This window comes from Mucilaginibacter ximonensis (genome assembly GCF_042686265.1).
GTDB lineage: Bacteria > Bacteroidota > Bacteroidia > Sphingobacteriales > Sphingobacteriaceae > Mucilaginibacter > Mucilaginibacter ximonensis.
This window is the reverse complement of sequence record NZ_JBHUPD010000001.1, coordinates 931902-956734: the sequence shown is the minus strand read 5'-3', so window position 1 is coordinate 956734 and position 24833 is coordinate 931902. Positions and strand designations below refer to the sequence as shown.

Genomic DNA, 24833 nt, shown 5'->3' with positions numbered 1-24833 from the left:
TTATAACTCCCTGTCTTTCAAAACGTCTAAAATAATATCGCTTTCATAGCCACGGCTCGCAGCATAATGCTGTAATTTGTATCTGCGTTTAAAGCGATCTTTTTCAGGCAGGATTCTGGCTTTTTTTATCAGGATGTCGGTAAGCGTAGCTGTGTAAGCATCACCATCAATTAAAGCCACCGCTTTTTTAATCAAAACCTCGGGCACGCGTTTAAGCTTTAGTCCTTGTTTAATCTTGATCTTTCCCCAGCCTTTTTGCCTGAATTTACCCAATGTATAAGCTTTGGCAAAGCGCTCCTCGTTTAAAAAGCCGCCAGATATCAGTTCTGAAATGGTCTGTTCGACAGCATCGGGCCATAAGCCCCATTCATATAACTTATCCCGCACTTCCTGTTGGGCGCGTTCCTGATAAGCGCAATAATGTTCGGCCTTGGACAGCGCCTCTTTCGGGTCTGTTATTTTTTTTCTTTTCGGTTCGTCCATTTCAAACCAAAGTTGTCAAAAATTCTTCTATTCGTAGAAATATAAGCAACTTCGCATTTATGCTAAGTAATCAATACTCAATTACCGAAGTTAAACAAATCATCGGCGCCGAAGGCGAGATCGTTAACGATGATATCATTAGCATACTGCTGACAGACAGCCGCAAGATTAATAGCGGCACTGAGGGCTTGTTTTTTGCGCTGAGCGGGCGCCGTAACGGTCATGAATTTATTGCTGAAGCCTTTGCTTCAGGCGTACGCAATTTTGTAGTAAAAGAAGGACCTGAAATAAAACTGCCTGAAGCTAATTTTCTGATTGTTTATGATGTATTAAATGCATTGCAAACCTTAGCCCGCCACCATCGTGAGCGTTTTAATCTGCAAGTAATTGGCATTACAGGCAGTAATGGTAAAACCATAGTAAAAGAATGGCTTTACCAGCTAATGGCAGCCGATAAAAACATTGTCAGAAATCCAAAGAGCTATAATTCGCAAATAGGGGTACCGCTTTCGGTTTGGCAAATTAACGATAGGAGCGAGTTGGGTATATTTGAAGCAGGAATTTCTATGCCCGGCGAGATGGAAAAACTTGAAGCCATAATCAAACCCGGCATCGGCGTATTAACCCACCTGGGTACCGCACATGACGAGGGTTTTGAAAGCACCCGTGATAAGGTGCTGGAAAAGCTGAAACTGTTTAAGCATTGTTCATTGCTGATTCATAATTATGATCAACTGACCGATTATCAAAAGGATATACCGGCAACTACCTGTTTTACCTGGAGCCGCAATTTCAAGCAGGCCGACTTGTATGTGTTTAGCGAAACCATCATTAAGAAAAACTACTACCTGCGTGCGCAATATAAGGATCAGGAAATAGAATGCCTTATACCTTTTCTTGACCAGGCATCGGTTGAGAATGTAATAATTTGTTGGGCTACACTATTGGCTATAGGTTACTCGCCGATTGAAACTGATAAGCGATTGGAACGCTTAAGCCCTGTTAGTATGCGTTTAGAACTCAAGACCGGTATTAACGACTGCTCGGTGATTGATGATTCTTATAACTCTGATATCCATTCGCTTAGCATAGCGCTGGATTTTTTAAATCAGCAAAATCAACATAAAAAAAAGACGTTAATTCTGTCAGATATTTACCAGTCTGGGCTGCAAGAAGATACTTTGTATAAGCAAGTAGCCGCACTGGTTAAAGAAAAAAAACTCGACAAGTTTATCGGCGTAGGCCAGGCATTATTAAACCATCAGGAGTATTTTGACACTGCCGAAAAATACTTTTATGCTGACACAAACGAGTTATTGAATAATCTGCTGACTATTGGGTTTAAAAGCGAGACCATATTGATAAAAGGTTCGCGCAGTTTTGAATTTGAAAGTGTAAGCCGTGCGCTGGTACAAAAAACGCATGAAACGGTTATGGAAATCAACCTTAACGCCATGCTCAATAACTTGAACTATTATAAGTCTAAACTAAGGCCTGGCGTTAAGTTAATGGCTATGGTTAAAGCATTTAGTTATGGCAGCGGTACTTTCGAGCTGGCAAACATGCTGCAATATAATAAGGTCGATTATCTGGCCGTGGCCTATACCGACGAGGGGATAGGTTTACGGCAAGCCGGTATCAGCATGCCTATTATGGTATTGAACGCTGAACAGTCGGCTTTTGACAAATTAGTAGAATATAAGCTTGAGCCCGTTTTGTACAGTTTTGGTTTGTTTGACGATTTTATTAAGTATGTACAACGAAACGACATCGTTAATTACCCTGTCCATGTCAAAATTGATACCGGTATGCATCGCCTCGGTTTTGAGCCGCTTGAAATTGAGACGTTATGCGACCTTTTAGAGCAAAATAAGTTTGTGCGTGTCGTGTCTGCCTACTCTCACCTGGCCGCCAGTGAGGCTTCGGAACATGATGCGTTTACACAAACGCAGATTGATAAATTTGAGATTGCTACACGGCAAATAGAAGAATGCCTTGGATATAGCATTATCAAACACATTTTGAACAGCTCTGGTATAACCCGCTGGGCATCAGCGCAGTTTGATATGGTTAGATTAGGTATTGGCTTATATGGTATTGATGCCGCTGTCCCGGCAGATAATGTTGCTTTGCAACCCATTACCACACTAAAAACCAGCATATCTCAGGTTAAAAGAATTCCTGCGGGAGAGACTGTTGGCTATGGCCGCAAAGGTGTTTTACCGCGTGATGGTAAAATTGCTACTGTCCGCATTGGGTATGCCGATGGTTATTTAAGGGCCTTTGGCAATGGAGTAGGCAAAATGTATGTAAACGGTATTGTTGCGCCAACGGTGGGTAATATTGCAATGGATATGTGCATGATAGATGTTACCGAAATTGATGCTGAGGAAGGTGATGAAGTAATCGTTTTTAACGAGACGCACCGTATTGAAGATTTAGCAACCCAGATTGGTACTATTCCGTATGAGATTTTGACCAATATTTCACAACGCGTAAAAAGAGTGTATTTTTACGAGTAGATTTTGCCCATCAATGAAACGTATTGCCCGCGCCCTGTTAAATTATTTTTTTAAAGGACTAATTGTTGTAGTACCTATAGGTGCAGCATTGTTTTTGATTTTCTGGGCGGTTACCAGTGTAGATAATGCATTGAATGTAAGCGACGTTTTTACAGACAGCAAAGGCAAACCGCTGCATATCCCAGGTTTAGGTATTTTAAACGTGTTAGTAATTATCATGCTCGCAGGTATCCTGGTAACCAACGTAGTTACAGACCCCATTAAGCTTTGGGTTAAAGGCTGGTTAAATCGCCTGCCTTTTTTTAACTTTCTTTATTCATCTATAAAAGATCTGACGGAGGCTTTTGTGGGCGATGAGAAAAAATTCAGCGAAGCAGTTATTGTTGAGGTAAATGAATTTGGCTTGAAAAAGATAGGTTTCCTCGTGCAAAAAGATCTTGCTAAACTGGGATTACCGGGTGAAGTAGCAGTTTACTTTCCATATTCTTACTCCTTTGCTGGTCAGGTAGTTATAGTCTCTTCTGATAAGGTAAAGCCTATTGAGAAAAACGCTGCTGATATGATGAAGTTTGTGATATCAGGCGGCGTTAGTGGTCTTGACTGATTTTTTCGCCCGCACCTTTTTAACCTGGGCTCCAAAACTCTTTATCGCCAGAAAAGTACTTATCACCATTAGTATGGCGGCCAATAAAAAAGGTGCACCTGGAAAATATAAACCCGACTGTTTGTTGGTATAATTCGCAAACAAAAAGCTGAATATGGCAGGACCCACTATTACGCTAATGCTGTTGAGGATCGTTATAGCGCCCTGCAATTCTCCCTGCTCGTTTTTAGCAACGCGGTTGGTTGCAAACCCCTGTAATGCCGGACCGGAGATTCCGCCCAAGCAATACGGTATCATAAACAAATAAACCATCCATCCCTGACTGGCAAAAGCAATTAATGTTAAGCCGACAGCGTAAAATATAATACCTGCTATAATGTTTTTTTGCTGTCCGAATTTTGGGATAGTATAACGTATTAACCCTGCCTGAATGGAGAACAAAAGCAGCCCTATAAAAAGCGCCAGCAAACTAACACTATGCATTGACCAGTTAAACTTTTCGTATAACAAGAAGGATAGCATATACTCGACTGCTTTTTGGGCAGTATATACCAGCAAAATAGCGCCAATGAGCCCGGCTAAACCCACGTGTTTAGTAAAAACCCTGATCAATGAACCCAGCGGGTTAGCCCTTTTCCACTCAAACTTACGGCGATGCGCTGGCTTCAACGATTCAGGAAGCACAAACAAGCCATATAACCCGTTTAAAAAGGCAAAGCCGGCAGCTGCCATAAATGGAAATTTAATGTTTAGCTCACCTAAGTATCCGCCCAGCCCTACACCTAAAATTAAGCCGATGCCTGAGGCTGCACCAACTAAACCAAAGTTTGCATCGCGTTTATGCCCTGTGCTTATGTCTGCAATATAGGCTGTAGCGGTTGCTGTACTCGCGCCTGTTACGCCTGCAATGAAACGGCCCACAAACAACCATGATATAGAAGGGGCAAAGGCCATAAACATATAGTCAATGCTAAAGCCAAACAACGAAATAAGCAATACCGGCCTGCGGCCGTATCTATCGCTCAAGCTACCCATAATTGATGCAAAAACCAGTTGCATGGAAGCATATATTAACGTAAGCCAGCCATTATATTTCGATGCCGTACTGATGTCAAAATGACCTAAAGTTTGCAGCAGCTTAGGCATAACCGGAATAATGATTCCCAAACCCAGCACGTCAATAAATATGGTAATGAAAATGAAGCCCAAAGCCGCCGAACGTGTCTTTTTCTTAACTTCTTTGGCTATTTGTTTTATAGGTGATAGCTCTTCGGCCATTTAGTAGCAGTTTAGTTTTGATATTAGCTTTTGTATAACCAATAAATTTAATTTGTGTTTCTTTTAAAACTCCTAACGGCCAATATCACACTTAACAGCATTAAAAAAGACCCTAAAACAAAGGGAGCGCCGGGGAAATAAAATGGGGCGCCGCTTTTGGTAAACTTATAAAAAAGGTAAGTCATTACCCATGGGCCAAATATGGCACTCAGGCTGGCTAAACTTGTCAAAGCACCCTGAAGTTCGCCTTGCTCATTTTGCGGCACCTGCGCGGTCATCACGCCTTGCAGGGCGGGGCCCGCTATGCCGCCTAATGCATAAGGGATCATAAAGGCAAACATCATCCAGCCTTTCGTCGCGATAGCAAATAATAATAGCCCTATGGCGTAAAATGATAAACCAACCCAAATGCTGCGTTCCTGTCCCAGCTTGGGTATAGCAATGCGGATAAGTCCGCCTTGCACCGCAGCAATGGTCAATCCCACAAAACCTAAGGAATAGCCAACCCACGCTTCGTTCCAGCCAAACTTTGACATGGTGTAGAACGTCCATACACTTTGTACCGATTGCGCGGCAAAATAGATCAGAAATAGCGAGGCAGCCAGGCCTAAAACAGCCGGATATTTATTCAGTTGTTTTAATGAACCAATAGGATTGGCCCGCCTTAACTCAAAAGGGCGGCGATGTTCTTTATCCAGCGATTCAGGCAGTACAAAAAATCCGTAGAGTGCGTTTAGTAAAGCCAGGCCTGCCGCAGCTATAAACGGCAATTGTGTGCTGTATTTGCCTAGTATGCCGCCTATAACGGGGCCTATTATAAAGCCCAACCCAAATGCAATACCAATCATCCCGAAGTTTTGCGCACGTTTTTCAGGTGTGCTCACATCAGCAATATAGGCTGATGCGGTGGTATAGCTTGCACCGGTAATACCTGCAATGGCACGGCCCACAAATAACCAGCCTATGCTTGGCGCAAAAGCCAGGAACAAATAATCAATACCAAAACCCGTTAATGAACCCAATAGCACCGGACGGCGGCCATATTTATCGCTAAGGTTACCCAGTACTGGTGCAAACAAAAACTGCATAATTGCGTAAGCCAGCGTTAGCAAGCCTGCATAACGCGATGCATCGCTTAAATTGCCATGTATCAGGTTTTCAATAAGCTTTGGCAATACGGGAATGATAATACCCAGGCCGGTGATATCAATGAGTAAGGTTACAAAAATAAAGCCCAGGGCGGCTTGTTTTTTTGATTTTACAGGTTGCTCCATTCTTGCAAAATAAACAAAACCGGGAAAAATACCGATTAAATAATTATTAAATCTTTGGCTATATTATTTGAAAATGTCCGTAAATTGGTAACTGTAAACCCCTTATCTCAAATTCCTATGAAAAAGAAGATTGTATTAGCCGCCGTATTGACAGTCGCCTGCATTTTTTTTACGATAGATATCCGTGCACAAAGCCAACAACCGGAATATATTACAAATCAACCGGCACCAGCATTTGAACTTAAAGACATGGATGGTAAAACTGTTTCGTTAACCGATTATAAAGGTAAGGTCGTAGTTCTTGACTTTTGGGCTACCTGGTGCGGTCCGTGTAAAATGTCATTCCCGGGCATGCAAATAGCTTTAAATAAGTATAAGGATGATAAAGACGTACAGTTTTTATTTATTGATACCCGCGAAAGAGCAGATAACTACAAAGACTTGGTAAAAAACTTTTTGGCTGACAATCATTATAGTTTTAAGGTAATCTTTGATGAAAAAGGCGAAGGCGGCGTTCAAAATAAATTTTTTAAAACGTACAAGTTGATGGGTATACCTACCAAGTTTATTATAGACCGGGACGGTATAGTGCGTTTTGAAAACATTGGCTATATGCCAGGGATGAGTGATCAGGAGCTGGCTAATGAGGTAAGTGGCATGATAGAGAAAGCTAAAAAAGCAACTGATAACAAAGTTCCAGCTAAAACAAGGTGAGCCAGTTGGTATGAAATAAAAAAACGTCATTGCGTTTGCAATGACGTTTTTTTTGAGTAATCTTTGTTTAAAAGTTCGGTTTCAAAACATATTTGTCGTAGAAACGGAAGATATGTTCAACAGCTTCTTCTGCTGTGTCAACTACCCGATACAGGTTCAGATCGTCAGGATGAATGTTGTGTTCCTGGTTCAGCATTTTATCAGTGATCCACTCAAACAAGCCCTTCCAATACTCTACACCCACAAACACAATCGGGAAGCGGGCAATTTTACCAGTTTGTATTAGCGTAATTGCCTCGAACGATTCATCAAGCGTACCAAAACCGCCGGGCAACACAATAAAACCTTGCGAGTATTTCATAAACATTACTTTGCGCACAAAGAAATAATCAAACTGCAAAACTTTATCGCGGTCGATGTATTTATTGTGAAATTGCTCAAACGGCAGTTCAATATTTAAACCTACTGATTTACCACCGGCTTCATAGGCGCCTTTGTTGGCAGCTTCCATAATACCCGGTCCGCCGCCTGATATTACACCATAACCACGCTCTGTAAGCAGGCGGGCAGTATCTTCCGCTAGTTTATAATACGGATTATCATTTTTGGTACGTGCCGAACCAAAGATTGATACACAGGGGCCAATTTTAGCCAGTTTCTCAAAGCCGTCAACAAATTCGGCCATTATTTTAAATATCTGCCAGGAGTCGGTTACTTTAATTTCCTGCCAGTCTTTGTTCTCAAATGCGTGTCTTATTTTTTCTTCACCAGTCATTATCTTATCTTAAAAAGTATATAATCAGGCCACTACTGTTTTTGTTTTAGTTGTCGACGCCAATAGCAAGCCGGCAAATGTAATTAATCCGTTTATAAGGATGAGTTCATTATCGAAAGTATAACCAAATAGTTCGGCCGAGTGTGTGCTCAGGTAAAAACTTATTGCCGGAGATATAACGCAAATAAAAGGCGTTAACTTATCTCTGACCTGCCGCGAGCTCATAAATAATCCGAAAGCGTATAAGCCAAGTAATGGCCCATAGGTATAGGACGCTACCTTAAATATCGCACTTACTACAGCGTCGTTATTAATGGCGTTGAACAGCATAATTGTCAATAACATCAATCCAGAAAAGCCAACGTGTACATAATGACGAATGCTGATCATTTTTTTGCTATTGACATCTTTGCCTTTATTAAAGTTTAAAAAGTCGACACAAAACGAGGTAGTTAAAGCGGTTAAGGCTGAGTCGGTAGTTGCGAAGGTGGCCGCTGTCAGGCCCAGCATAAACACAATAGCTGGCACAATACCCAGATACTTTAGCGCTATGGTAGGATAGAGGTAGTCGGTCTTGGTTACCGTTATGCCATTTTTAGCAGCGTACATGTATAACAGCGCCCCCACGCTCAAAAAGAAAATATTGATCACCACAAATACGCCGGTAAAACTGAACATATTTTTTTGCGCTTCGCGGATGTTTGACAGACTGAGGTTTTTCTGCATCAAATCCTGATCAAGCCCAGTCATGCCTACAGTGATGAACAGGCCGCCCAGAAACTGCTTGGTAAAATGGAAGTGGCTCGTCATAAAATCGCTGAAGAAAAATATCTTAGAATAGCTGCTGTTTTTGATCATATCAGCTGCTTCAAATACATTGACGTTCAGGCTGCGGCAGATAAAATATATCGACAAAAAAACAGACGATACCAGGAATAGCGTTTGTAAGCTGTCGGTGATGATAATGGTTTTTAATCCGCCTTTAAACGTATAGCCCCATATTAATAGCAAACAAATCAGTACAGTCACCGCAAACGGTACACCATAGCTGTCAAATATAAATTTCTGTAAAACGATCACCACTAAATAGAGCCTAAAAGCGGACCCGATTACCCTGCTGATTAAAAATATGCCAGCAGCTGTTTTATAACTCCAGGCGCCTAATGCATGTTCAATGTAGCTATAGATAGAGGTTAGTTTCATCCGATAGTACAGTGGCAACAGCACCGTAGCGATAATAATAAAGCCCGCTGCATTGCCCAGTACAAACTGAAAGTATGCAAATTGATCGCCGCTCGGCGCACCAACTTTACCGGGAACCGAGATAAAGGTTACACCGCTAAGCGCCGTACCAATCATACCGAAGGCAACTAAATACCATTTTGAATTACGGTTGGCTACGAAAAAGGTGTCATTGTCTGATGACTTACGTGAAGTAAGCCACGAAATAACCAGTAGTACAAGAAAATAGCCAATGATAAATGACAACAATACTCCGGGCGACATTTTATTTAAGGTTTTGCGTCCCACACGTCATTGCGAGGAACGAAGCAATCTCTACACACGCTTATCAAATAGTGCTTATAAGTCACGCAGAGATTGCCACGCTGCGCTCGCAATGACGTGTGTTATAAAATGTATCGTCATAATGAGTTTTACAGTACAATCACAAACGGACTACGGCGATTTACCTATTATTTTTTAAATTCGCAATATGAACTTTTCGTCGAAGTTGTTGGAAAACGCGGTAGCTGAGTTTGCAAAATTACCGGGAGTGGGGCAGAAAACCGCCTTGCGTTTGGTATTGCACCTGCTTAACCAGGATAAGGAGGAAGTACAAAAGTTTAGCAGCGCCATAACCAAATTGCGCGAAGAAATTCGTTTTTGCGAGGTTTGTCATAATATTTCAGACCAGCGTGTATGCGAGATCTGTTCGTCACACAAACGCGACCATAGTCTGATTTGTGTGGTTGAGGACACTCGCGACGTAATGGCCATTGAAAATACCAGTCAGTATAATGGCGTTTACCATGTACTGGGTGGCTTGATATCGCCGATGGATGGGGTCGGCCCATCCGATCTGCAGGTAGATTCGTTGATTGAGCGCTTGAAAAACGACGAAATCAAAGAGGTGATTTTTGCCTTAAGCGCTACCATGGAAGGTGATACCACGATATTCTACCTGCATAAGAAATTAAAACAGTTTAATATTAGTATCTCAACTATTGCCCGTGGCATAGCCTTTGGAGGAGAATTAGAGTACGTAGACGAGATCACCTTGGGTCGATCCATCGCTACACGTGTTCCGTATGAAAATTCTTTATCCAGGTAAGCTATGAAACTATCGGTAATCATGGTAAATCGCAATCGCTGTGATTTGCTTAAACTCGCGCTTAATTCGTTGATTAAGGCCGCTCATGGCCTTATTTATGAGCTTATTGTGGTTGATAATGCGTCAACTGATAACACTATCGAAATGCTTCGAGCCGATTTTCCCGATGTCAGGTTAATCGCCAATAAAACAAACCTGGGTATTTCAAAAGCAGCTAATCAGGGCATCGAAGTGTCCAGAGGCGAGTATGTTTTACTGGTCAATGCGGATAGTATTTGCGGCAAAGAGACTTTAGCCAAGGTAATTGAGTTTATGGATACTCATAATGAAGCCAGCGGATTAAGTGTAAGAATGCTAGGCGCGCAAGGCGGCTTCCTGCCCGAGTCAAATCGAGGCCTGACCAAACCCTGGATGACTTTTTTTAAACTGATAGGTTTCGCCAAAAACTTTCAAAAAACACGCTTGTCAGACCGTAACCATAAAGCCTGGGTTGAAGAGTTTCAAACTTCTGAAGTGGATATATTGAACGATGCTTTTATGCTGATCCGCAAGTCGGTTTTAAGTGATGTAGGCTTGTTTGACGAACGTTTTGTACAATATGGACACAATATCGACCTGTCATACCGGATGCGTCTGTCGGGATACAAAAATTTCTACTTTCCTAAAACGTATATCATCAATCTGAAAAGCGACAATGCGCCTAAATTTAGCTGGCAATACATTAAGTATTTTTATGGTGCGATGCTTATCTTCGCGGCCAAGTACCTGTTCAAACTGCCTGAAATAAAAATAGAAGGCATGCAGGTATACCCGGCTGCTTATGAAGTTGAACAATAAAATCGTTATTATCACAGGTGCCTCATCGGGTATCGGTAAATCACTAGCTCATGAATTTGCACGCAGGGGTGCAAATCTTGTATTAGCTGCAAGACACTATGTTTCTTTATGTGAGATAGCTCAAAAACTACAAGACGAATATAAGATCAAAGCGCTAGCTGTGCAATGCGACGTGAGTTTGGAAGAAGATTGTAAACAGCTTATTCATCAAACTAAACAAACCCTTGGTCAGATTGACATATTGATTAACAACGCCGGTATATCTATGCGTGCTTTGTTTAACGATGTGGATGTACAGGTTTTAAAAACTTTGATGGATGTTAACTTTTGGGGAGCGGTATATTGTACCAAATATGCGTTGCCTGAAGTGCTGAAAACTAAAGGTTCAATTGTAGGCGTGTCGTCTATCGCCGGTTACAAAGGTTTGCCGGGACGCTCTGGTTATTCAGCTTCTAAATTTGCAATGAATGGTTTCCTGGATTCTTTACGCGTTGAAAATCTAAAAACCGGCATTCATGTAATGACGGCCTGTCCCGGGTTTACAGCATCTAATATCCGCAATACAGCTTTAAATAAGGACGGTAACCAACAGCGCGAGAGCACCTTACATGAGGAAAAAATGATGTCATCGGACGAAGTAGCCAAACGTATTGCCGACGGGGTTGAAAGCCGTTCGCGTACACTGATTATGACTGGTCAAGGTAAGTTGACCGTATTGTTAAGTAAGTTTATACCGGCAAGGTTGGATAAGTTGGTTTATAATGTTTTCACCAAAGAAAGAGATCCGTTGTTAAAGTAATCAGATCTCCACTAATTCGTGATCGTCTATCTTGTCCAGGTTCAACATTAAGCGTCCATCTTCATCCTGGTCAAACGCCGGCTGGAATTTGGCTCCCCAAACCATCTCATTATACATGTAAGATGTACGCGAATGAACGGTCTGTGAAAAAGTGTCGTCAAAAGCTTTCAGCAAAACAGCGAACGTAGCTCCAGTATTTTCCAGATCCTCAGGCGTCATATCTTTCAGCGGGCTGTCATCATCAAGTGGATGTACTATTGTCCAGCTTAATGTTAAAACGCTTACTTTTTTACGTTCAAGCGGCAATGATATAAAACGGCGTTCCAGCCGGCCGTTAATCTCTTCGTTGTAAGAAAAGATCACTTCCATACTCAGGTCAATCAAAACATTACGGCGTAAGTTGGTTAGTCTGAACATTAAACCCTTACCACCCTTATACGGGGCAACCAGTAAATGTTTGCTATACTTAATCTTGGCTGATGGTTTTGAGAAACGCCCATACAACAAACCTGTGGCCAAAGCAAAGGCTAGCAAACCAATCATCGACTCAAAAGCAGCGATGGTATTGGCAACCAGGCCTTTTGGGCTGATGTGCCCGTAGCCAACCGTTGAAAGTGTTTGCGCTGAAAAGAAAAACGAATCCATGAAACGATAAAACAGGGACGTGCCCTCTGTGCCATCCAATGTGCCAGGCCCAAGTGCCACATAGATCATCGCAAATAAAATATTGGCGACTAAATACCCCGCAAGTACCACCAGCCAGAATTTGAACCAGTTCATGGTAATTAACGAGTGGTAAGTATTAGCCGTACTAAAGAATTTTAATCCTTTGCGCTTAACATTAATGGAGCCGTCCTGGTTAATGAGGCGTTGGGTTTTAACTACCGCTTTGGTGCCGAAACCTAAATCGTCCTCAGGATTAAATTTTCTTCTGTGTATAGCCATTGTTGTTGTGAGAAAGCTGCAAGATCAACTTTTTGTAAAAATATTATTCTGCTTGCTTTTAGAAAAAACTATTTCCATATTTGCGACGTAATGATTTCGAAAATGTTAAATAATTGGTGGTGGCTTAACGATTAATTCGTAAGGCAAACTCCTGTTATAAAAAATAATATTTTAAAAAGGGTTGCCTTATGGTAACCCTTTTTTATTATCAGCGTTTAACGATCATTCAACCAACAAAATCCCATAAGCGGCTAATATGAAACAAATACTTAACCATCTTTTTGAGAACAAAACACTGACACGCGACCAGGCAAAAGACGTCCTGACACTAATCTCGCAAGGTATATATAACAATTCGCAGATCACTGCCTTTATGACGGCGTACTGTATGCGAACGATTACCGTATCTGAGTTGGAGGGTTTCAGAGATGCGATGATAGATTTATGCCTGGCTGTTGATCTGGGAACAGATGAGTTGATAGACCTGTGCGGAACCGGCGGCGATGGTAAGGATACATTTAATATCTCAACTTTAGCCTCGTTTGTTGTGGCGGGGGCTGGCTATCAGGTAGCCAAACACGGTAACTATGGCGTGTCATCAGGCTGTGGTTCATCAAATGTGATGGAGTATTTAGGTTATAAGTTTACTAATGATCTGGATTCACTGAAAAGGAATTTGGATGAGGCTAATATTTGTTTCCTGCATGCGCCTTTATTTCATCCGGCTATGAAAACGGTAGCGCCTATCCGTAGAGAACTGGGCGTAAAAACCTTTTTTAATATGCTAGGGCCGATGGTGAATCCGGCGAAGCCGAAAAACCAAATGGTGGGCGTATATAACTTAGAGCTGGCGCGCATGTATGCGTATTTGTATCAGCGCTCTGATAAAAAATATACTATTTTAAATGCCCTAGAGGGTTATGACGAGATATCGCTAACCTGCGATTTTAAAACTTTCACACCACAAGGCGAAAAAGTTAATAGATTGACTGAATTGGGTTTTGAAAAAATTAGTCCGTTAACTATAATGGGTGGCGCCACGGTTGACGAATCGGCCGCTATATTTATGCGTGTACTGAATAACCAGGCTACTACAGAGCAAAGTAACGTAGTGCTGGCCAATGCCGCAGTGGCTATACAAACCATTAAACCGGAGAAATCATTTGCTGATTGCTTTTATGAGGCCGAAGCGTCATTAATCAGCAAAAAAGCACTAAAAAGTTTTAAAGCCTTAATAGGTTAATTGAAATGAAAATAAAAGTTTGCGGACTAAAATATCCTGATAACATTCGGGCGATAGAAGCGTTGGAGCCTAAATACATGGGCTTTATCTTCTACGGCCGTTCGCCGCGTTTTGCTGGCGATTTGGATGCGGATGCCTTAGCTGCAATATCACCGGAGATTATTAAGACCGGTGTTTTCGTAAATGAGCGTGCAGAAGAAATTGAAGCTTTGGTTGATAAATATGATTTCAAAGCAGTGCAATTACATGGCAACGAATCGCCCGAATTTGTTGAACGGTTTAAAGACAGGGTGCAAGTGCTGAAGGCCTTTGGTGTAAACGAAGATTTCGACTTTGAGCAATTAAAGGATTATGTGGGTAAGGTTGACCACTTTTTGTTTGATACCAAAACCGACGCACACGGCGGCTCAGGCAAAACCTTTAACTGGGATATTTTGAATAAATATACTTTAGAGGTTCCGTTCTTTCTGAGCGGCGGTTTAAGTTTGGATAACCTTGATCAAATTAACAAGATAAAGCACCCGCAATTTTACGGTGTTGATTTGAACAGTAAATTTGAGACAGCGCCCGGATTAAAAGATATTGAAAAACTAAAGCAGGCATTTAGCCTGATAAAACAAGATAACACGCATGAAGTACGGAGTTAACGAGCAAGGATATTATGGCGATTTTGGTGGTGCATATGTGCCCGAAATGCTTTACCCTAATGTAGAAGAATTAAGACAGCAATATTTAAATATATTGAATGCCCCTGATTTTAAAGCCGAGTTTGATCAGCTTTTAAAGGATTACGTGGGTCGCCCTTCACCATTATATCATGCAAAACGCTATTCGGAGAGATACGGTGCTAACATATTCCTTAAGCGCGAGGATCTGAACCATACCGGTTCGCACAAGATAAATAATGCCATCGGGCAAATACTGCTGGCGCAGCGTTTAGGTAAAAAACGTATCATCGCTGAAACAGGCGCCGGTCAGCACGGTGTAGCTACAGCTACAGTTTGTGCCTTGAAAGGTATAGAATGTGTGGTTTACATGGGTGAGATTGATATGGAGCGCCAGGCACCAAACGTGGCCCGTATGAAGATGCTGGGTGCTAAAGTTGTCCCTGCAACTTCAGGTAGTAAAACGCTGAAAGATGCTACCAACGAAGCCTTGCGCGACTGGATAGCCAACCCGGTTGATACGCATTATATTATTGGTTCGGTAGTTGGCCCATATCCATATCCTGACATGGTGGCTAAATTTCAATCTATCATATCCCTCGAAACCAAAAAACAGCTACTTGAACATACCGGTAAAGAATTGCCTGAGTACGTAATGGCCTGCGTAGGCGGTGGCAGCAATGCCATGGGTATGTTTTACCATTTCCTGGACGACGAGAGTGTAAAACTGGTTGCCGTTGAAGCAGCAGGTAAAGGGGTTGATAGTGGTCATTCAGCTGCGACGACTTTCCTGGGTAAAGAAGGTGTATTACATGGCAGCCGTACTATTTTAATGCAGACTGAAGATGGGCAGGTTGTCGAACCTTACTCTGTTTCTGCCGGTTTGGATTACCCGGGTATCGGCCCCCAGCACGCGCATCTATATAAAATTAAGCGTGCGCAATATGCCGCTGTTACTGATGACGAGGCTTTGAACGCAGGTTTATTATGCTGCCAGTTGGAGGGTATTATCCCCGCCATTGAGTCGGCGCATGCTTTGGCCCAGCTGGAGAAAATGACCTTTAAGAAAGATGATAACGTGGTAATCTGTTTGTCGGGACGTGGGGATAAGGATTTGAACACCTATATAAAATATTTTAATTACTAGATAGCTTATGGTTAATGGATGATGGTTCATAGTAACCTTTTATCCTTTCTATGAACCATAAACTATTAACTATCAACCAAAGAATGAACAGGCTTAACCAACTTTTCGCTACCAAAAAAAATAATTTACTGTCGATATATTTTACGGCAGGTTATCCTGAGTTGAACGCTACATTGGATATCGCCGAAGCTTTAGAAAAAGCCGGTGTTGATTTCCTTGAAGTGGGTTTCCCGTATTCGGACCCGGTAGCCGATGGGCCAACCATTCAGAACAGTTCGCAACAAGCGCTAGATAATGGAATGACGCTAAAAGTGCTGTTTGAACAATTGAAGGGTTTACGTAAGCGCGTAAGTATTCCAATATTGTTAATGGGTTATGTAAATCCAATAGTACAGTATGGTATCGAACGCTTTTGTAAGGAAGCAGCGGGGTTAGAAGTAGACGGTATCATCGTTCCTGACCTGCCTATGTATGAATATGAAACCCTGTACGCAAAATATTTTCAGGATAATAACTTAAGCAATATCTTCCTGGTAACCCCGCAAACCTCGCCTGAACGTATCCGCAAAATCGATGAGTTGAGCAATAGCTTCATTTACTTGCTTTCGTCGTCGTCAATCACAGGTGGGAGCCTAAACGTATCAGATACCATAGCGGCTTATTACACCCGCGTTAAAGCCATGAATTTGAAAAACCCTACCATGATTGGTTTTGGCATATCAGACAATGCCACTTTTACTAAAGCCTGCGAATATGCCAATGGCGCCATTGTGGGCAGTAAATTTGTGAAATTATTGGAAGAAGATAACTACCTGACCAAAATTCCTGCGTTTGTACAAAATATCCGTCCCACTAATAAATAATATCATTTAGAAAAAGTTTTATTTGCTTATAACATTAAGCCGGTTTAACCTTTAGTTGTTTTTAAAAATACTTTGCCTCTTTTTTAGCCTATAGTATAATCAGACTTTGTGGTTTGGGTATTTTGTTTATTTTTCTTAGCTGATAGTCTGCCAAAGCTATCTGCCGGTGAAAAATAAGCAGCACGCCCAACAATGATTTTTTCTGGTCTTAGAAATAAACTGAAGGATACGTCCATATCGCGCAAGTTGTATTTTACAATTGGCATTATGGCGGTGCTGGTAACTATTGAGCTAAGTACACTATGGTTTGCGGTGAATACGCTTTCGGCTGTGCGCTCATATGTTGAGGGTGAAGGTTTATGGTCAAAAGCGCAGAAAGATGCTGTTTACCATTTACGCATCTACACATTCTCGCACGATGAGAAGGACTACCAAAGTTTTCTTGACTTTTTAAAGGTTCCGCTGGGCGATAAAAAAGCGCGATTGGAATTGAGTAAACCTGATCCAAATTTAGATACAGCCCGTTTAGGCTTTATTGAAGGTCGCAATCATGAGGACGATGTAGATGGCATGATCAAACTTATCCGTCGTTTTCATGACGTTTACTATATACACAGTGCCTTTGTAATCTGGGGCGAGGCCGAAAATAAAATGGAACAACTCATTCCATTGGGCGAGAAGCTGCATACCATGATCAGTTCGAAATCTGCCTCGCAGGATGAAGTTAATAAGGTGCTGACCCAGGTAGAAACTATTAACGGTCAACTCACCAAACTTGAAGACGATTTTTCATTCACCCTGGGCGAAGGTTCACGCTGGTTGGAGCGCGTGGTGCTGCGCATATTACTTACACTGTCATTAACTATTGGCACTACTAGTATAATCATCACCATATCTGTAAGTAAGGGTATTGAGAAAGGCATTAAAGCCATTATTGACGGCGCTGCTTTGATCCGTCGGGGGTTATTTGGTTCAAGGGTCAGGGTTTATTCAAAAGATGAGATAGGTGTTTTAGCTACTGCATTCAATGAAATGGCCATAACATTGGAGCATAAAATACTAGAACTGAAAAACGTCGAGGACAGCCTGATCAAAGAGCGCGATAGGGCAGAGGCTTCAGAAAAGGTAAAGCAGCTTTTTTTGGCTAATATGAGCCATGAGATACGTACGCCGATGAATGCTATTTTAGGTTTTGCCCGTTTGTTGGAGGATGCACTTACAGATAAAGAATTGTTAGAATACATTCGTATCATTATCAAATCGGGTGATGATTTATTGGTGATATTAAATGATATTCTCGACTTTTCCCGGATCGAGGCAGGAAAAGTTCACTTTGAGCAACAGCCGTTTAGTTTGCGGTCTACCGTAGAGTCAATTATAACTATGATGGAGGTTAAGGCCGGGCAAAAGAATTTAAAAGTCACTTCAGATATCGACAATACAATACCTAATGTTCTGCTAGGCGATGCTGTCAGGCTCAGCCAGATATTAATTAACCTGGTATCAAACGCTATTAAATTTTCTGATAAAGGAGACATCAATATCAGGATCAACACAGTTGATGAAAACAATCACAACATCATCATTGACTTTATTATTAAAGATACGGGTATAGGTATCCCGCTTGATAAACAGGATAAGATATTTGAAAGCTTTGAGCAGGCCAGCTCAGACACTGTGCGCAAGTTTGGCGGTACCGGGTTAGGTTTAAGTATTGCCAAGCAACTGGTTGAGATGCAGGATGGTAAAATATCAGTTAAAAGCAAACCGGGTAAAGGTTCTGAATTTTATTTCAGACTGCCATTTTTGAAAGAACGCCTGCGCGATAAGAAGAGTGATATAACAGGCAGCACCATAAAAGAAAAGAGCGGAAAAGGTATTCGCGTACTGGTTGTTGAGGATAATGCCATTAACCAAATGCTTATAGTAAAAGTACTGCAAAAGCACAGCTTTGAAATTGAGGTAGCAGAGAATGGCATAATAGCATTAGGCAAATATAAAAATAGCGATTACGACATTATCCTGATGGACCTGCAAATGCCTGAGATGGATGGTTATGAAACCACGCGCCAAATCAGAAGTATGACATCTTCAAAAAAGGATATCCCGATTATGGCGATGACCGCTCATACTATCAAAGGCGAGCGTGAGCGCTGTTTATCAATAGGTATGAATGATTATGTGCCCAAACCATTCAATGTATCCGAGCTCCTTGAAAAAATATTTGCCCTGACGGGGCAGTTATAAATACTGTTCCAGATCCCCTTTACCCTCACGAACGATCTCAAAGCTGCCGGAAGTACAGTCAACCACAGTTGAAGCTACGTTGTCGCCGTAACCGCCATCAATCACAATATCAACCAGGTCTTCATATTTTTCGTGGATCAGTTCAGGGTCGGTCGAGTATTCGATGATGTCGTCGTCGTCACGTATTGAAGTTGATACGATAGGATTACCCAGCTCTTTAACAATGCAGCGGGCAATATCATTGTCAGGTACACGGATACCTACCGTCTTTTTGTTAGAACTTAATAGTTTGGGTACGTTATGACTGGCGTTAAAGATAAAGGTAAACGGGCCAGGCAGCGCTTTTTTTAACACACGGAAGGTAGCATTGTCGATTGGTTTGATGTAATCAGAAATATGGCTCAGATCATAACAGATAAAGGAGAAATTAGCCTTATCGGGCTTAATATTCCTGATCTTGCAAATAGCCTCTATAGCCCGGTGATTGGTGATATCACAACCTAAACCATAAACCGTATCGGTAGGGTAGATAATCAGGCCGCCTTTGCGCAGTACTTCAACTACCTGTTCAATGGCTTTAGGGTTTGGGTTTTCGGGGTAGATTTTAATTAGCATATTCTATATTTCGAATATCGAAAATTCTATTTCGCATTTGATTTTGCAATATACAACAAATGCAACCTCATTTTGTGAGATTGCATTTGCCGCAAGTAGCATTAATAGCTATTTACATAATTCCAAAATCGAAAATGTGAGTTCCGAAATATTGAATTATGCTTGTTTCGCAAATTGTACGTTGATAATCAATTTGATGTCTTCACCAACAACAACTGAACCAGCTTCGGTCACACCGTCCCAGGTTAAGCCAAACTCCTTACGGTTGATTTTACCAGTTACTTCGAAACCAGCTTTAGTGTTACCATAAAAATCTGTAGCCGTACCACCGTGTTCAACTTCTAAAGTTACTGGTTTAGTAATGCCTTTGATAGTTAGATCGCCATTGAGGTCTTCGCCGTCAAATGAAGTTGATTTGAAAGTGATAGTTGGATATTGTTCTGCATCAAAAAACTCCGCAGATTTCAAGTGACCGTCGCGAGCCTCTTGGTTAGTATCAATGCTGTTCACGTCTAATGAAAAGGTGATGTTAGCATTTGTAAAGTCATCATTTTCAGTTTCCATGGTACCTTCAAAAGTTTTGAATGAACCGGTTACTGTTGAGATAACTAAGTGTTTTACTTTAAATTGTACTTCTGAGTGCATTGGGTCTAATACCCATTTTGTTGTTGCCATGATTTGATTGTTTTAAATTGTAGTACAAATATAATAACAATACATGTTTAAACATGTAATTTAATTGTAATATATTTACTGTTAAATTGGTTTCAAAATAAACCGGAATATGAGGGCATTGTTTGGTTTGCAACCAACAAAAAAGGGGCAAAGAGCCCCTTTTTTATTATAATGGTCAAATGATAATATTAAGCTAAAACTTGCTTAACAATTTCTGCTGCTTCTTTTAATAAGATAGCTGAGTAAACTTTCAAACCTGAATTGTCAATCAATTCTTTGGCTTCTTTAGCGTTGGTGCCTTGCAAACGTACTATTATTGGGACAGGGATATTACCTATTTCTTTATAGGCGTCAATAACACCTTGTGCTACACGGTCGCAACGCACAATACCACCGAAGATATTGATCAGAATGGCTTTAACATTTGGGTCGCTCAGGATGATATTGAAACCAGCTTTAACTGTTTGTGCATTAGCAGTACCGCCAACGTCAAGGAAGTTTGCCGGCTCGCCACCAGCCAATTTAATGATATCCATGGTTGCCATAGCCAAACCTGCGCCGTTAACCATACAACCTACGTTACCGTCAAGCTTTACATAGTTAAGGTTTGATTTGCCCGCTTCAACTTCAGTGGGATCCTCTTCGTTGGTATCTCGCATAGCTGCATAATCCGGATGACGGTACAGTGCGTTATCGTCAAGGTTTACTTTAGCATCAACGGCTAATATTTTATTGTCGGATGTTTTTAGTACCGGGTTAATCTCAAACATAGATGAATCGGTAGACTCATAAGCTTTATACAAAGCAGCTATGAATTTAGTCATGTCTTTAAATGCATCGCCCGATAAACCCAGGTTAAACGCAATTTTGCGGGTTTGAAAACCTTGCAGACCAACCTTAGGATCGATTTCTTCTTTAAAGATCAGATGAGGAGTGTGCTCAGCCACTTCTTCTATATCCATACCCCCTTCGGTTGAATACATAATGATATTACGGCCTTTAGCACGATCAAGCAATACACTTATGTAAAACTCTTTAGTAGCGCTTTCGCCAGGATAGTAAACATCCTGAGCAATTAACACCTTACGTACCAGTTTACCTTCAGGGCCGGTTTGCGGGGTTACCAGTTGCATACCCAAAATATCAGTAGCTCTTTGTTTAACCTCGTCCAGATTTTTGGCCAGTTTAACGCCGCCGCCTTTACCGCGACCGCCTGCATGTATTTGTGCTTTAACTACAACCCAGTCTGAGCTGTAATCTTCTTTCATTTTTTTTGCAGCTTCAACAGCTTGTTCGGGGGTATCGGCAACAATGCCTTCCTGAACTCTTACACCAAAACTTTTTAGTATTTGTTTTCCCTGGTATTCGTGAATATTCATTTTGTTTGAAGATTTGCGGTAAATCTACAGATTTTGTTTTGAAGTTTGGCGATAGGTGATCAGAGATTAGTGATTAGTTTTACGCTTGTTTGATAAAAATATTGATACACTTGTTAATAATTACCTATTGCAAAAAATAACTAATCTCCAATCGCTATTCTCTAATCCCTAATCCCTATTTTTACCAAATGCTTAAAGCTACATCAATCAATAAATCATACGGTCAGCTTAAAATATTGAAAGGGGTTGACTTTGAAGTGCAAAAAGGCGAGATAGTTACCATTGTTGGCGCGTCGGGCGCGGGCAAGAGTACGCTGCTTAATATATTGGGCACACTGGATAAGCCCGATTCAGGCCAGCTATTTATTAATGATGTTGAATTGAATCGTTTGAGTAATAAGGGCCTGAGCAATTTTCGCAACCGCGAAATTGGTTTTATATTTCAGTTTCACCATTTATTAGCAGAGTTTGATGCACTTGAAAATGTATGTATACCTGCTTATATTGCCGGCACACCCCGCCAGGAAGCTGAAAAACGCGCTGCCGAATTATTAGACCTGTTAGGATTAGCTAATCGTATGCATCATAAACCTAACGCACTATCTGGTGGCGAGCAGCAGCGGGTTGCAGTAGCCAGGGCGCTGATCAATAACCCGGCTTTGATTTTTGCCGATGAACCCTCAGGTAACCTCGACTCAACCAATGCCCGCGAATTACACGAGCTGTTTGGTAAGCTGCGTGATGAATTTAATCAAACCTTTGTCATTGTAACCCATAACGAGCATCTGGCCACTGTATCTGACCGTAAAGTGGCCATGATGGACGGACTAATTGTACAATAACGTGAGCATCCTGATAACATCGGCTATGTCGGCAAAGGCCCATAGTCTTAAAAATCAATTAAATAACAATGATATTATTCTAGGCGATTATCATGAGGTGCCGCAGTTTATGCTATCTGCTAAATTGATGGGGCTGCCTAACCCGGCGTCTGTATCTTACGCCCATCAAATGTTAACACTTTGCCTTGACAACTCTATTAAAGCCATTTACGTACTTGATAGCAATGAAGCGAAGCAATTGGTCGAAACCAAGCAGTTATTTGCCGAATACGATATCCAAATAAATACAGATGAAATATAGCGAGATAGACAAGCGTAAGAAGGGCTTTATTTTTGAGTTGGACGAAGTGATCTATCCTGAAAAAGACTATTTGTTTCAGGTTTATTATTTATTTGCAGGCATGCTTGAATATATTGAATTGTTCGACGCAAAAATAATGACCGAGCTGATGGTCGGCACTTATCAGGCAGAGGGGAAGGAGCATGTGTTTGACCGGATAAAGGAGAAGTTTAAAATTGACGAAAAATACCGTGTTAACCTTCATCATTTAATACATACGGTTAAACTACCGCTTAAATTGCTGATTTATCAGCGAATTCTTGAACTGTTGCAGGAGATAGTGGTAGATCGTAAAAAGATATTCATTGTAACTAATGGTAACCCTGTTTTACAACTAAATAAGATCAAGCAAACTGAATGGCACGGGCTTGAACAGTATTTGACCTGCTACTTTGCCGAAGAAACCAAGCCAATGCCAGAGCCGGATGTTATTCATTTGTTGTTAGAAGACCAAGGGTTGGAGCGCAGAGATTTAGTAATGATCGGGCAATCACAAGAAAGTAAACTATGTGCTGAGGCGGCAGGAATTGATTATTATAATGTAACCGAAATTTTATAAATTGCTAATCAGATAACATCTTAGATGTTACCACGTTAAAAAGAACTTAGTGAGAGATATGAAAAGAACAATATTAGGCATTTTGATGACTGCCACACTTTTTACGGCTTGCAAAAAAAGCAATCCCAGTACCAACAATAACAACAATAATAACGGCGGTGGCGCCTCAACAACAGGGTCAACACTTGATTTAATACGCGACTCGGTTTATCTGTATGCTAAAGAAGATTATTACTGGTATAATACTATACCTTCATATACTGCTTTCAATCCGCGGCAGTTTAGCGGTAGCACAGATTTAGAGGCCCTACAAAAAGAAGTAAACGCAATATCTCAAACCAATACGTTTGAATACTATGCCCCGTCTCCCGGCGAAGCTAAATATTCGTTTATAGATCAGGGAGAAGTTTCAACCGAACTTGGCGGTACTAACGGAGACTTTGGTTTTGGAGTACTATATAATGAAATTAATGATTTACGCGTAAAATACGTTTATCCCGGTTCCCCGGCTGATGTTGCAGGCATAAAGCGAGGCTACCAAATCACCGCGATCAATAACAACACCAATATTAATTATGATAATGGGGGCACTAATACCAACTTTGTAATTAACGCTATTTTTAGTTCAAAGAATGTTACTTTAACGCTGTTGCGCCCTGACCAAACTTCCTTTACCACTACACTAGCTGCTGCTAGCTATACTATTAACCCGGTTATAACTTATAAAACTATCAATTTGCCAAACAATAAAGTTTTAGGTTATATGGTATTTAATAGTTTCACCTCAGATAATAATGCCGACCCAAAACTTGACCAGGCTTTCAGTTATTTCCAATCGCAGGGCGTTACTGAGCTGGTGGTCGACCTGCGCTATAACGGCGGTGGTTATGTATCTACAGCCGAATATATTGATAATTATCTTGTACCGTCGTCAGCTAATAATACCACTATGTATGCGTATCATTTTAACGACATTTTAGCTAACAATAAAGAAACCTTATTGGCTAACCAGTACAGACGCGACGGAGCAACCAATCAACTTTATAATTTGGCCCAGGTTGATTATTCTGTAGCTGCCAATACGCAGAAATTCAATAAAAAAGGTGGTTTGAATTTAAGTCGGGTATTTTTTATCGTTAGCGGATCAACCGCGTCGGCGAGCGAATTAACCATTAATAATTTACGCCCGCATATGGACGTTCAATTTATCGGCACAACAACTTACGGCAAACCGGTAGGTTTCTTTGATATCGACATTAATAAATACCAAATGTATATCCCGGAGTTTGAAACACAAAACTCAGCGGGACAGGGTGGTTATTATTCGGGCATGACTCCTGGCGCAGCAGGTTATCCGGGTGTTAAAGATTATGACGATCCAACCAAGGAGTTTGGTGATACTACTGAAGTTTTGTTACATCATGCCGTTAACTTCCTGAAAAAAGGTACTTACACAGTTACTGCACCCAAAGTTCAGGGTTTGAATGTACAGCGGACGTTATCAATTGATCAATCAAATGCTGCAGCTCTTGCTTTAGAAAGTAAGAAGTTTAAAGGAATGGTTTACGATAAGAGTTTCGTTAAGAAAAAATAGCAGCTTACCAGATAAGCAAAGAATGACCCGAATGTCATTTCGACTAACGGAGAAGTCTCTACACAAGCAAATTAAGATTTGTGTAGAGACTTATTTCTATG

General features: G+C 41.2%; 23 protein-coding genes and 1 pseudogene. 15 read left to right on the top strand and 9 right to left on the bottom strand.

The features are described from left to right. Complete coding sequence (locus ACFS5N_RS04335; protein ID WP_377182609.1) at positions 1 to 483, bottom strand: regulatory protein RecX; 483 nt, start codon at positions 481 to 483, stop codon at positions 1 to 3. 59 nt (positions 484 to 542) lie between these two features. On the opposite strand from ACFS5N_RS04335, the gene ACFS5N_RS04330 reads away from it, so the two are divergent. Then, positions 543 to 3005, top strand: coding sequence for a bifunctional UDP-N-acetylmuramoyl-tripeptide:D-alanyl-D-alanine ligase/alanine racemase (locus ACFS5N_RS04330; RefSeq protein ID WP_377182607.1), 2463 nt, complete (start codon positions 543 to 545; stop codon positions 3003 to 3005). A 13-nt stretch (positions 3006 to 3018) separates the two neighbouring features. Beyond that, positions 3019 to 3609, top strand: a complete 591-nt coding sequence (locus ACFS5N_RS04325; protein WP_377182605.1) for a DUF502 domain-containing protein — start codon at positions 3019 to 3021, stop codon at positions 3607 to 3609. On the opposite strand, the gene ACFS5N_RS04320 is transcribed toward ACFS5N_RS04325, so the two are convergent. Further along, complete coding sequence (locus ACFS5N_RS04320) at positions 3583 to 4887, bottom strand: TCR/Tet family MFS transporter (RefSeq protein WP_377182603.1); 1305 nt, start codon at positions 4885 to 4887, stop codon at positions 3583 to 3585. The two genes, ACFS5N_RS04325 and ACFS5N_RS04320, sit on opposite strands and share 27 nt — an antisense overlap. 47 nt (positions 4888 to 4934) lie before the next feature. Then, a pseudogene (locus ACFS5N_RS04315) lies at positions 4935 to 6200 on the bottom strand (TCR/Tet family MFS transporter); the annotation flags it as partial. A 78-nt stretch (positions 6201 to 6278) separates the two neighbouring features. On the opposite strand from ACFS5N_RS04315, the gene ACFS5N_RS04310 reads away from it, so the two are divergent. Continuing rightward, positions 6279 to 6875 carry a TlpA family protein disulfide reductase gene (locus ACFS5N_RS04310; protein ID WP_377182601.1) on the top strand — a complete coding sequence of 199 codons (597 nt, stop codon included), beginning with the start codon at positions 6279 to 6281 and terminating at the stop codon, positions 6873 to 6875. Between the two features lie 67 nt (positions 6876 to 6942). Here the strand turns inward: ACFS5N_RS04310 and ACFS5N_RS04305 are convergent, their stop codons facing one another. Beyond that, positions 6943 to 7650 (bottom strand): LOG family protein, encoded by a 708-nt coding sequence (locus ACFS5N_RS04305; RefSeq protein ID WP_377182599.1) that lies wholly within the window; start codon positions 7648 to 7650, stop codon positions 6943 to 6945. A gap of 24 nt (positions 7651 to 7674) precedes the next feature. After that, complete coding sequence (locus ACFS5N_RS04300) at positions 7675 to 9156, bottom strand: sodium:solute symporter (protein ID WP_377182597.1); 1482 nt, start codon at positions 9154 to 9156, stop codon at positions 7675 to 7677. Positions 9157 to 9364: 208 nt separating this feature from the next. Here ACFS5N_RS04300 and recR point away from each other — a divergent pair, with 208 nt between their 5' ends. From recR to ACFS5N_RS04285, 3 genes are read left to right on the top strand one after another with little or no spacing between them, the layout of a single operon-like run. Continuing rightward, positions 9365 to 9982 carry a recombination mediator RecR gene (gene recR / locus ACFS5N_RS04295; RefSeq protein WP_377182595.1) on the top strand — a complete coding sequence of 206 codons (618 nt, stop codon included), beginning with the start codon at positions 9365 to 9367 and terminating at the stop codon, positions 9980 to 9982. Positions 9983 to 9985: 3 nt separating this feature from the next. Then, positions 9986 to 10819 carry a glycosyltransferase family 2 protein gene (locus ACFS5N_RS04290; RefSeq protein ID WP_377182593.1) on the top strand — a complete coding sequence of 278 codons (834 nt, stop codon included), beginning with the start codon at positions 9986 to 9988 and terminating at the stop codon, positions 10817 to 10819. Next, positions 10803 to 11618 (top strand): SDR family oxidoreductase, encoded by an 816-nt coding sequence (locus ACFS5N_RS04285; RefSeq protein ID WP_377182591.1) that lies wholly within the window; start codon positions 10803 to 10805, stop codon positions 11616 to 11618. The genes ACFS5N_RS04290 and ACFS5N_RS04285 overlap by 17 nt, the downstream gene beginning before the upstream one ends. On the opposite strand, the gene ACFS5N_RS04280 is transcribed toward ACFS5N_RS04285, so the two are convergent. Then, on the bottom strand, positions 11619 to 12563 hold the full coding sequence (locus tag ACFS5N_RS04280; RefSeq protein WP_377182589.1) for an ion channel: 945 nt from the start codon (positions 12561 to 12563) through the stop codon (positions 11619 to 11621). Positions 12564 to 12819: 256 nt separating this feature from the next. Between ACFS5N_RS04280 and trpD the strand changes: the two genes are divergently transcribed. The 5 genes from trpD (at position 12820) to ACFS5N_RS04255 (ending at position 18728) form a co-directional block, all read left to right on the top strand. Next, complete coding sequence (gene trpD / locus ACFS5N_RS04275; RefSeq protein ID WP_377182587.1) at positions 12820 to 13806, top strand: anthranilate phosphoribosyltransferase; 987 nt, start codon at positions 12820 to 12822, stop codon at positions 13804 to 13806. Between the two features lie 5 nt (positions 13807 to 13811). Continuing rightward, positions 13812 to 14453 carry a phosphoribosylanthranilate isomerase gene (locus tag ACFS5N_RS04270; RefSeq protein WP_377182585.1) on the top strand — a complete coding sequence of 214 codons (642 nt, stop codon included), beginning with the start codon at positions 13812 to 13814 and terminating at the stop codon, positions 14451 to 14453. Next, positions 14437 to 15618, top strand: coding sequence for a tryptophan synthase subunit beta (gene trpB / locus ACFS5N_RS04265; protein WP_377182583.1), 1182 nt, complete (start codon positions 14437 to 14439; stop codon positions 15616 to 15618). The genes ACFS5N_RS04270 and trpB overlap by 17 nt, the downstream gene beginning before the upstream one ends. A gap of 83 nt (positions 15619 to 15701) precedes the next feature. Next, entirely contained in the window at positions 15702 to 16481 is a 780-nt protein-coding gene (gene trpA, locus ACFS5N_RS04260) for a tryptophan synthase subunit alpha (protein WP_377183888.1), read from the top strand. A gap of 192 nt (positions 16482 to 16673) precedes the next feature. After that, a complete protein-coding gene (locus ACFS5N_RS04255; protein ID WP_377182581.1) occupies positions 16674 to 18728 on the top strand; it encodes an ATP-binding protein in 2055 nt (684 codons plus the stop codon). Here the strand turns inward: ACFS5N_RS04255 and ACFS5N_RS04250 are convergent. The 3 genes from ACFS5N_RS04250 to sucC form a co-directional block, all read right to left on the bottom strand. Beyond that, complete coding sequence (locus ACFS5N_RS04250) at positions 18723 to 19343, bottom strand: L-threonylcarbamoyladenylate synthase (protein ID WP_377182579.1); 621 nt, start codon at positions 19341 to 19343, stop codon at positions 18723 to 18725. The genes ACFS5N_RS04255 and ACFS5N_RS04250 overlap by 6 nt on opposite strands. A gap of 156 nt (positions 19344 to 19499) precedes the next feature. Next, entirely contained in the window at positions 19500 to 20018 is a 519-nt protein-coding gene (locus ACFS5N_RS04245; protein ID WP_377182577.1) for a YceI family protein, read from the bottom strand. Between the two features lie 188 nt (positions 20019 to 20206). Beyond that, positions 20207 to 21397: an ADP-forming succinate--CoA ligase subunit beta gene (gene sucC / locus ACFS5N_RS04240; protein WP_377182575.1), complete on the bottom strand. Its 1191-nt coding sequence runs from the start codon at positions 21395 to 21397 to the stop codon at positions 20207 to 20209. A gap of 188 nt (positions 21398 to 21585) precedes the next feature. Between sucC and ACFS5N_RS04235 the strand changes: the two genes are divergently transcribed. Genes ACFS5N_RS04235 through ACFS5N_RS04220 form a run of 4 tightly spaced genes read left to right on the top strand, consistent with a single transcriptional unit; the run spans position 21586 to position 24732 of the window. After that, positions 21586 to 22239, top strand: coding sequence for an ABC transporter ATP-binding protein (locus tag ACFS5N_RS04235; protein WP_377182573.1), 654 nt, complete (start codon positions 21586 to 21588; stop codon positions 22237 to 22239). Between the two features lies 1 nt (position 22240). Continuing rightward, on the top strand, positions 22241 to 22540 hold the full coding sequence (locus ACFS5N_RS04230; protein WP_377182571.1) for a hypothetical protein: 300 nt from the start codon (positions 22241 to 22243) through the stop codon (positions 22538 to 22540). After that, entirely contained in the window at positions 22530 to 23138 is a 609-nt protein-coding gene (locus tag ACFS5N_RS04225; protein ID WP_377182569.1) for an HAD family hydrolase, read from the top strand. The genes ACFS5N_RS04230 and ACFS5N_RS04225 overlap by 11 nt, the downstream gene beginning before the upstream one ends. A 58-nt stretch (positions 23139 to 23196) precedes the next feature. Then, the gene (locus ACFS5N_RS04220; RefSeq protein ID WP_377182567.1) at positions 23197 to 24732 is read left to right on the top strand and encodes a S41 family peptidase; all 1536 of its coding nucleotides are present in this window, start codon (positions 23197 to 23199) and stop codon (positions 24730 to 24732) included. Positions 24733 to 24833 lie beyond the last annotated feature (101 nt).

Bases quoted from the DNA above. Each gene is read 5' to 3' on its own strand.
- ACFS5N_RS04325 (WP_377182605.1), top strand. From the start codon at position 3,019: ATGAAACGTATTGCCCGCGCCCTGTTAAATTATTTTTTTAAAGGACTA.
- ACFS5N_RS04270 (WP_377182585.1), top strand. From the start codon at position 13,812: ATGAAAATAAAAGTTTGCGGACTAAAATATCCTGATAACATTCGGGCG.
- recR (WP_377182595.1), top strand. From the start codon at position 9,365: ATGAACTTTTCGTCGAAGTTGTTGGAAAACGCGGTAGCTGAGTTTGCA.
- ACFS5N_RS04220 (WP_377182567.1), top strand. From the start codon at position 23,197: ATGAAAAGAACAATATTAGGCATTTTGATGACTGCCACACTTTTTACG.
- ACFS5N_RS04320 (WP_377182603.1), bottom strand. From the start codon at position 4,887: ATGGCCGAAGAGCTATCACCTATAAAACAAATAGCCAAAGAAGTTAAG.
- ACFS5N_RS04235 (WP_377182573.1), top strand. From the start codon at position 21,586: ATGCTTAAAGCTACATCAATCAATAAATCATACGGTCAGCTTAAAATA.
- trpB (WP_377182583.1), top strand. From the start codon at position 14,437: ATGAAGTACGGAGTTAACGAGCAAGGATATTATGGCGATTTTGGTGGT.
- ACFS5N_RS04290 (WP_377182593.1), top strand. From the start codon at position 9,986: ATGAAACTATCGGTAATCATGGTAAATCGCAATCGCTGTGATTTGCTT.
- ACFS5N_RS04280 (WP_377182589.1), bottom strand. From the start codon at position 12,563: ATGGCTATACACAGAAGAAAATTTAATCCTGAGGACGATTTAGGTTTC.
- ACFS5N_RS04250 (WP_377182579.1), bottom strand. From the start codon at position 19,343: ATGCTAATTAAAATCTACCCCGAAAACCCAAACCCTAAAGCCATTGAA.
- ACFS5N_RS04330 (WP_377182607.1), top strand. From the start codon at position 543: ATGCTAAGTAATCAATACTCAATTACCGAAGTTAAACAAATCATCGGC.
- ACFS5N_RS04310 (WP_377182601.1), top strand. From the start codon at position 6,279: ATGAAAAAGAAGATTGTATTAGCCGCCGTATTGACAGTCGCCTGCATT.
- sucC (WP_377182575.1), bottom strand. From the start codon at position 21,397: ATGAATATTCACGAATACCAGGGAAAACAAATACTAAAAAGTTTTGGT.
- ACFS5N_RS04255 (WP_377182581.1), top strand. From the start codon at position 16,674: ATGATTTTTTCTGGTCTTAGAAATAAACTGAAGGATACGTCCATATCG.
- ACFS5N_RS04300 (WP_377182597.1), bottom strand. From the start codon at position 9,156: ATGTCGCCCGGAGTATTGTTGTCATTTATCATTGGCTATTTTCTTGTA.
- trpD (WP_377182587.1), top strand. From the start codon at position 12,820: ATGAAACAAATACTTAACCATCTTTTTGAGAACAAAACACTGACACGC.
- ACFS5N_RS04305 (WP_377182599.1), bottom strand. From the start codon at position 7,650: ATGACTGGTGAAGAAAAAATAAGACACGCATTTGAGAACAAAGACTGG.
- ACFS5N_RS04335 (WP_377182609.1), bottom strand. From the start codon at position 483: ATGGACGAACCGAAAAGAAAAAAAATAACAGACCCGAAAGAGGCGCTG.
- ACFS5N_RS04285 (WP_377182591.1), top strand. From the start codon at position 10,803: ATGAAGTTGAACAATAAAATCGTTATTATCACAGGTGCCTCATCGGGT.
- trpA (WP_377183888.1), top strand. From the start codon at position 15,702: ATGAACAGGCTTAACCAACTTTTCGCTACCAAAAAAAATAATTTACTG.
- ACFS5N_RS04225 (WP_377182569.1), top strand. From the start codon at position 22,530: ATGAAATATAGCGAGATAGACAAGCGTAAGAAGGGCTTTATTTTTGAG.
- ACFS5N_RS04245 (WP_377182577.1), bottom strand. From the start codon at position 20,018: ATGGCAACAACAAAATGGGTATTAGACCCAATGCACTCAGAAGTACAA.